The organism is Serratia sp. TSO36 (assembly GCF_057808395.1).
The window spans coordinates 1-7,299 of sequence record NZ_JBJZOU010000019.1; the positions used below are offsets into that span (position 1 = coordinate 1).

Below are 7,299 nucleotides of genomic sequence, written 5' to 3' on the forward strand. Positions count from 1 at the left end.
ATACCGCACACTCTTACCGGAGGGACAGGAACCCTGCTCGATAAACACGGTATAGACCAGACAATAAAGTTGATTGAAGATCAGAAAGACGAGGATGTCGCCACTATCAGGGGGAGAATATGAGCAAGTGGATAATGGCAATGGCGTTACTGTTTACTGTTCTCATGATGCAAGGATGCAAAAAAAACATGGAATATGAACCACAGGATTTTTTTGAAGGCCGTCAATTGGAAGTCGCACAGCTGATTTATGATGGCGATGAAGTGAAACTGAATGAGAAGCTTCCTTCAATAAGCAAGGAAGAACTGAATCGACCAGTGAAAGCAGACATGACCCTGCTGTTTTGGTCGGTGTTGAACTCAATCTATGATAAAAACACGCCGGAAAGGCTGAAAATAATAACCGACCTGGTTAAAGCTGGCGCAGACCCGTTGCAGCCCAGACCAGAGGGAGGAAGCAGCCCGGCGGAATTCGTCATGAAAGCCGACAAGGGGATTTGGGTCAAAGCCATGCTCGACGGCGGTTTACCGCCAAACGCAAAAGATAAGGTATTCAATGAGCCCATTGTATTCCAAACAATCAAAGCCAAGAACACTGAAACGTTAAAGGTGATGCTGGATTATGGCGCGGATATAAATATCAGAGACTCCTTGCAACAAACCTTATTAATGGATGCTTTTTTTAGCTCAGCCTTTGAGCACATGACCCTACTGCTCAATCGAGGGGCAAATCCTAACCCGGTAAATATAAACAATCTTTCGCTGTTAACAGCAGTGAATCGGCAAATAAAAGACAGCCAAGATGGCTCAGAATACAATGAACAGTGTAGGAAAATACTCGAGCTCATGCTTTTGAGAGGAGCAAAGGAAACGCAGTAATTTCATCAACGCAGATCTGACAGCTGCCGGTTATTTATACTGAAGCTGTCAGGTTACATCTGGTTTTCGATAAGCACGCTATAGACCACGCAATCAAACGGATTGAAGACCAGACAGACGAGGATGTCACCATTCTCAGGGGGAGAATATGAGCAAATTGATAATGGCAATAGCGCTACTGTTTACTGTTCTCATGGTGCAAGGATGCAAAAAAAGCATGGAATATGAACCACAGGATTTTTTTGAAGGCCGGCAGCTGGACATCGCACAGCTGATTTATGATGGCGATGAAGTGAAACTGAAAGAGAAGCTTCCCTCTATAAGCAAGGAAGAACTGAATCGACCGGTTAAGGCGGACATGACCCTGCTGTTTTGGTCGGTGCTAAACGCAATCTATGATAAAAATACGCCGGAAAGGCTGAAAATAATAACCGACCTGGTTAAAGCTGGCGCAGACCCGTTGCAGCCCAGACCGGAAGGGGGAAGCAGCCCGGCGGAATTTGTCATGAAAGCCGACAAGGGAATTTGGATCAAGGCCATGCTCGACGGAGGTTTACCGCCAAACGCAAAAGACAAGGTATTCAATCAACCCATTATATTCGAAGCTTTAGAAGCGAAAAACCCTGAAACATTAAAGGTGATGCTGGATTATGATGCGGATATAAACACAAGGGACTCATTGGGCAATACCTTGTTAATAAACTCACTGGATTCTCATTCATTTGATCATACAATTCTTTTGTTAGAGAGAGGCGCAGATAGTAAAATCAAAGGCAAGTTTGGTTGGACTATGGGCAATCAGCTTCAGCGCTTTATAGATAGAGGTGTAGGAGATGCCGAGGATAAAGAGAAAATTGACAAGATAAAAGAGTTATTAATTAAAAAGGGTGGTGACTGGCCTCCACTACCTGTAGAGAATTGAGACTCCCTTAAGGTCAGCGTCGAAGACATGGAATATGCCGCTCAGAGGCAGAATGGCAACCGCCATCCGCCCCTGCTCGCTCCACGGGCTTAACGCAGTTCCTTCGCTATCGCACTAAACATCAGCGATGCCTCCAGCGGTTGCGCGCTGAAGGACGGCTCCGCCTGCGGCCAGGTAGACCACTGGACGATCACCAGATTCTCCGCCTGATTCACCATAATCATCTGGCCGAAGATCCCCAGCGCCCACAGGGAATGTTTGAGGGAAGCCTGCGGGGCGGGTTCCACGTTGGCCGCATTCACCGGCACTTCGTTGTTCCACCACTGGTAGCCGTAAATGCCGTCAGGATGGGCCGCCGACACCGAGCCCGCCGCCCGATTCCAGTTGGATGACTGGGCTACCCAATCGGCCGGCAAGATCTGTTTGCCGTTCGGCAGCTTCCCGTTATGCAGAATGAATTCGCCGAAGCGCCCCCAGTCTTCCAGCGTGGCGTTGAACCCGTGCGCGCCCACGTCGTGCTGCCCTTTGGCGTAGGCATGCCACACGCCGTCGCTCGCCATGCCGTAGGGCTGCCAGATGCTTTGCTGCAGATAGGCCGCCAGCGGCATGCCGGTGGCGCGTTCCAACACGTCGCCCAGCAGCCACGCGCCGCCGGAGGAGTAAGACCAGTTCTGCCCGGCCGGATGCGCACGCTGCAAACCGGCCACCAGCTTGCGCACGCAGGCGTAGGTGCCGGGTTTGGCTTCACACTCGGTCAGCTGCGCGAAGTCCGATTTCGGGTTGGTGTAATCCTCATTCCACGCCACGCCGGAGGTATGAGTGATCAGCTGCCTGAGGGTCACGCCGTCCCACGCGGTGCCTTTCAGATCGGGTTCGTATTGCGTGATGAGATCGTCGAGCGAGCGGATCTTGCCCTGTTTAATCGCCACGCCCACCAGCGTGGCGACCACGGATTTGCCCACGGAGCGCGACGTCCACAGGGTGGCGTCGGTATTGCCCTGCCCCAGATATTTCCAGGCGATTTTGCCGTCTTTCAATACCAGCATACCGCTGACGTTCTGGCGCTGCAGGTAATCCTGCAGGTGGTAGGTTTTGCCATTCACCCGATAGCTGGCGTCGGTTAACGGTTTAGCGGCGGCCAGCAGCGGCACGGCGTTGCCGTGGTGAAACACATCCCCCGCATAGTTGCGGTAGTCGTTACGAAAACCGATCACCCGGTCGCTCTGGCTCCAGGTGAGCATCTTGTGCGTGTCTGGCAATTGCGCATCAAAAGGCGCCGGACAGGCGCTGAGTTCGGTGCCCGCACAGGCGGCAAGCGCGGCGGGTGCTAACAGACCGCTGCAGAGACTGATGACAACGCCCGCCAGCAGGCTGCGGTTAAACACTTTGCTTTTCATATTTTTTCTCGCTTAGCTCAGGAAGGCGTTCAGCTTAAAAAAACGCGGCCTATAATAAAAAACGCCTGATGGGGGAAAATCCCCCGCAAAATCGACGGGAGCACCGTGTGCCAAGCCTGATTTATTCCTTTGCCCAACTGGAAGCCTTCACCGCCGTGGCCGAGCACGGCAGCCTGGCGAAAGCCGCGCTCAAGCTGGGCAAAGACCGCACGACGCTGCGCGATTTGATTGATTTTCTCGAGGATGGCTTGGGCTATGCGCTGTTCCTGCGCGAGGGGCGCAGCCTGCACCTGACGCCAGAAGGCGAACAGCTGCAGCGCCAGGCGCACCTACTGATGCGCCAAGTGAAAGCGTTTGAGGCGTTTGCCAAAGACGTGCCGAAGAGCGCGGCGCAGGAAATTTCGCTGGTCTACGATCCCTTCACGCCCCGCGCGCTGCTGCAGGCACTGATTGCCACCATGGCCCAACGCAACACCCGCCTGAGCCTGATTAACGCCTCGCGCGACGAAGCGGAAAGGCTGCTGGCAAGCGGCCAGGCCGATCTGGGGATCTGCCAGGCGCGCCATCGCAGCGTGGGCGACGCCATGGAGTGGCGCGCCTTAGGGGCGATAGAGATGGATTTTTACGCCGCCAAAACGCTTTTCCCCGGCGCGGAACAGCCGCTCTCGCTGCTGGAACTTTCGCTAACACCGCAGGTGATCATGCACCCGGATTCTGACGAGCCCGTGGCGCGCCGCCTGCAAATTTCCGGGCATACAATATTTACCAACGAGCTGGAGATGCTGCGCGCCCTGCTCGAACAAGGCTGCGGCTGGGGATTCCTGCCGACGCACATGCATGCCGAACGGTGGAAAAACGTCAGCACGCTGCGCACCGAAGTGGGCAGCCAGGGGATCAGCCAAACCGTGGTGACCATCTGGAAACCAGGCAATGACCGACGCGCGCTGATTGATGAGACGTTGGGGTTGTTGCCGGGGTTGTGGCGGGGGGTTGGGGAATGAAGAGTCGCTGTTAGATTTGCGGTGTTGTTACCGAGCCGTAGCACTCATCAACTATGTTGTTTATCCGAACGTACTTTAGCAGGGATTGCTGTTTTCCCCTATAAGCTCCTCATCACCTTCGCTCCAGCACTGCTAGCGCTGGTTTATTGCTTTAAACGACGGCATTAGAGGGGCGGTTTTGAGCGTTCTACGGACATTCATCTCTTGGAGGAAGTGAGGCCCTAAAAATGATTGCTCCCTTAAAGCGGGATACTTACAAGTTGGGCAGCAGACACTAACTGGTACATATTGCATGCGTATACTCAAAAAAATGTATTTTCGGTAGCCATTTTGTTAAACTGTGAAGAAATGAAGAAAATAAATCATTATCACCATGAAAATTAAAAACAAAGCTGCAATAATATATTCTCTGATAATTCTATTCTTTGCTGCATTATACTATTTTACTTGGTCAGTTTATCCAGACTCATTCATAAAAAATAACGCTCTGAATTCCACACCCATTCATAATGCTATAAACTTAGCGTTTTCGTATAATGGTGAAGCTCAGGTAGATTATGATAATATTTCAAACGAGGATTTTTCAAAAGAGACATTGAAAGCAAAAAAAGAATATGACAGAATAATTAGTCAAAACATTAAACTTGAAAGTATACTATCCCAGCAAGAATCACAGCTAAAATTAATAAACGTAAATCTGTCAAAAGCATGGGCTAGGAATACACAGGCGTATGAGGATGAAGCGTCTCTAAAACATCACAAGGCGCTGAATATTAAAGAAAGTGAGCTTAAGGCTATGTTGTCACAGAAGGATAAAATTCAAGACAGCCAGTTTAATATTATGTTGGCTGATAAAAATATCGAAATATCTGAAATTAAACTCAGGATAGCAAATTCAGAACTCGATGCTTTAGAATATGTTTTGTCACATGTTGGTGATTTCAATGATCCAAAGCTCGTTTCTGAATTAAATGCCACCAATAAAATAATAGATGACACAAGATCCAAATTAATTATAAATAACAAAGAAATAATCAAAATAAGAAATAATGTACAAGATTTGTTGAGTAAACGTCAAAAGGAAGATCTCAACTTTTGGGATTTCGCTTTTTACAGCATTGGAATATCAACAACGACTACATTTGGTGATTTAGTAGCCAACTCAAGATTAATCAGAATGCTAGTTTGCATACAACTGTTGTTATCTATTTTGGTGCTAGCCAACGTAACTCAAAGTTTCTTGTCAAAAAATAAAAATTCACGATAATCCATAGGACCTAACTGTTTCGCTCCTGGCACAGGGCTGCTATTGCAGCCCTGATAACCTTAGACTTCAATCGATTCAGAGATCACTAACGTATCATCCACTGCAATGCCCGAATAACGGGCTATGCCTTCCAGTTTTTATATCCCAACAGAAGTTGGCTCTCCCGGAGACTCTTGCTTTTGTCAACATCACAGCATAATGACCTCTTAACGGTCTTATATTAGTATTGCCGGCAGTATTCACACCACTGGTATCTAATTATATTATTTCAGACAATGCGCTTCCCATTCTTTTATAGCAAACGTGTCCATCATACCTGAGATATAGTCAACAACCGCCCGTTTTTTCTTGGCCTCAAATGCGTCAGTGTCATATTTCGGCAAGGAAAACTTAAGTTCAGGAGAGAGGAAATTATAATTTTCATCCTTGTTATAGAAAACGTATAAATCATTGATTATTACATTTCCTCTGAACTCATAGGAGAGTATATTTCGTTTTCGCATGATGACTTTAAAAAGAAGCTTTTTTAGGCCTTCAGATAAAGCATTCAGGTTTCCGAATCCAAGCTCATCAAAGCCATTTTTGTTCTTTATTACAGAAATGTCAGTGACGAGGCGATTGACAATATTGGAAGTCAATTCCTTACGGAAAATCATTGCAAACTCTTCTGAGGTCTTGAGTGAAATTGCCTGAAAGGCTGTTGCCTTTGACTTACTGACAATTTCCCTGAACTGGTCTAACGCGCCTTGGAATTCTTCAGAAATCAGAAATTCATACTCAATGTCTTCGATCGTGACAATGTTTCTGCTTAGGGCATCTTCTAGATCATGTGCTGCATAGGCAATTTCATCCGCAAGATCCATTATCTGCGCATCAATCGTTTTCTCTCCAGGTTTCAGATCAAGCTGGCTTTCAGAAAGTAGGTTTTTGTAAAAATCAAAGTCGTCATCATAAATGAATTTTTTAGCAGTGGAACGGGTATTGGGATACTTAACAACCGAAAGCAAGCTGCGGTTAGTCAGATTCAAGCCACTACAGTCTGCATATTTTTTTTCAAGCTTCCTCAGGATGCGTAACGCCTGCGCGTTACCTTCGTAACCGCCAATATCCATAGACAGCTCGTTAAGCAGTTTTTCACCTGAATGACCGAATGGGGGATTGCCGATATCATGCGCGAGAGCCGCCAGCTCAACCACCACAGGATGAACCAGTTCGAGGTCTGATGCGATACTTCTGGCGATCTGCGCTACCTCAAGACTGTGCGTTAATCTGTTTCTGTTGAATTTTTCAGGATCGACTTCAAAAAGCTGCATCTTTCCCTGTAATCTGCGAAATGATGATGAATACAGAATTCGTGCGTAATCCCGCTGATAGTCATCTCGATTTCTTACTTCAAAATTGGCACCAAAGTGTTCTCTAGTATTTGCCAAGGCGTTGATCAACTTTTGCTCTTGCTCTTGAGCAAATGCTTTTAATTCATTGTCGTACATATTTCATCCTTGCTGAGGAAGTCATTAAGCTAGAATACAGGATGAACAAGCTTGATGGCTATGTTCTATAAAGTGATTATTTATTAATGAGTACGCCCTATTACCGCAGTTTCAAAATGCACAACTTAGCCTACTTCCTATTAACTGACATAGACTACTCTGTGTTACTTCCGCTTTTGGCACAAACAGTAATTGTTACCTAACTTCGACCATAAAACACACCTTACCAAACTCTCCTTCAACAAAATATAGCCACATAAAATAATTAAATTCACAATTAATAAACCAACGACATTATTACCTCTATTTTCATTCCAATATTTTCCCTCCCCCACCCATCCCAC

General features: G+C 47.2%; 7 protein-coding genes. 4 read left to right on the top strand and 3 right to left on the bottom strand.

The annotated features are described in order from the left end of the window. The first annotated feature begins 119 nt into the window (after nucleotides 1-119). Together ACK3CV_RS16840 and ACK3CV_RS16845 are read left to right on the top strand one after the other, a co-directional pair. Complete coding sequence (locus ACK3CV_RS16840; protein ID WP_197768094.1) at nucleotides 120-878, top strand: ankyrin repeat domain-containing protein; 759 nt, start codon at nucleotides 120-122, stop codon at nucleotides 876-878. A 148-nt stretch (nucleotides 879-1,026) separates the two neighbouring features. Further along, nucleotides 1,027-1,800: an ankyrin repeat domain-containing protein gene (locus ACK3CV_RS16845; RefSeq protein ID WP_164140946.1), complete on the top strand. Its 774-nt coding sequence runs from the start codon at nucleotides 1,027-1,029 to the stop codon at nucleotides 1,798-1,800. 89 nt (nucleotides 1,801-1,889) lie between these two features. Here the strand turns inward: ACK3CV_RS16845 and ACK3CV_RS16850 are convergent, their stop codons facing one another. Further along, complete coding sequence (locus ACK3CV_RS16850; RefSeq protein WP_164140948.1) at nucleotides 1,890-3,197, bottom strand: serine hydrolase domain-containing protein; 1,308 nt, start codon at nucleotides 3,195-3,197, stop codon at nucleotides 1,890-1,892. 107 nt (nucleotides 3,198-3,304) lie between these two features. Here ACK3CV_RS16850 and ACK3CV_RS16855 point away from each other — a divergent pair, with 107 nt between their 5' ends. Both ACK3CV_RS16855 and ACK3CV_RS16860 read left to right on the top strand, forming a co-directional pair. Further along, nucleotides 3,305-4,198, top strand: a complete 894-nt coding sequence (locus ACK3CV_RS16855) for a LysR family transcriptional regulator (RefSeq protein ID WP_164140950.1) — start codon at nucleotides 3,305-3,307, stop codon at nucleotides 4,196-4,198. A gap of 373 nt (nucleotides 4,199-4,571) precedes the next feature. After that, a complete protein-coding gene (locus tag ACK3CV_RS16860) occupies nucleotides 4,572-5,465 on the top strand; it encodes an ion channel (protein WP_164140952.1) in 894 nt (297 codons plus the stop codon). Between the two features lie 263 nt (nucleotides 5,466-5,728). Here the strand turns inward: ACK3CV_RS16860 and ACK3CV_RS16865 are convergent, their stop codons facing one another. Then, nucleotides 5,729-6,955 carry a deoxyguanosinetriphosphate triphosphohydrolase family protein gene (locus ACK3CV_RS16865; protein ID WP_164140953.1) on the bottom strand — a complete coding sequence of 409 codons (1,227 nt, stop codon included), beginning with the start codon at nucleotides 6,953-6,955 and terminating at the stop codon, nucleotides 5,729-5,731. Between the two features lie 164 nt (nucleotides 6,956-7,119). Further along, nucleotides 7,120-7,299 (bottom strand): hypothetical protein (locus ACK3CV_RS16870; RefSeq protein WP_489009882.1); only part of this gene is annotated, 180 nt, incomplete at its 5' end.

Coding starts and splice junctions, on each gene's coding strand:
- ACK3CV_RS16840 (WP_197768094.1), top strand. CDS start 120: ATGAGCAAGTGGATAATGGCAATGGCGTTACTGTTTACTGTTCTCATG.
- ACK3CV_RS16845 (WP_164140946.1), top strand. CDS start 1,027: ATGAGCAAATTGATAATGGCAATAGCGCTACTGTTTACTGTTCTCATG.
- ACK3CV_RS16850 (WP_164140948.1), bottom strand. CDS start 3,197: ATGAAAAGCAAAGTGTTTAACCGCAGCCTGCTGGCGGGCGTTGTCATC.
- ACK3CV_RS16860 (WP_164140952.1), top strand. CDS start 4,572: ATGAAAATTAAAAACAAAGCTGCAATAATATATTCTCTGATAATTCTA.
- ACK3CV_RS16865 (WP_164140953.1), bottom strand. CDS start 6,955: ATGTACGACAATGAATTAAAAGCATTTGCTCAAGAGCAAGAGCAAAAG.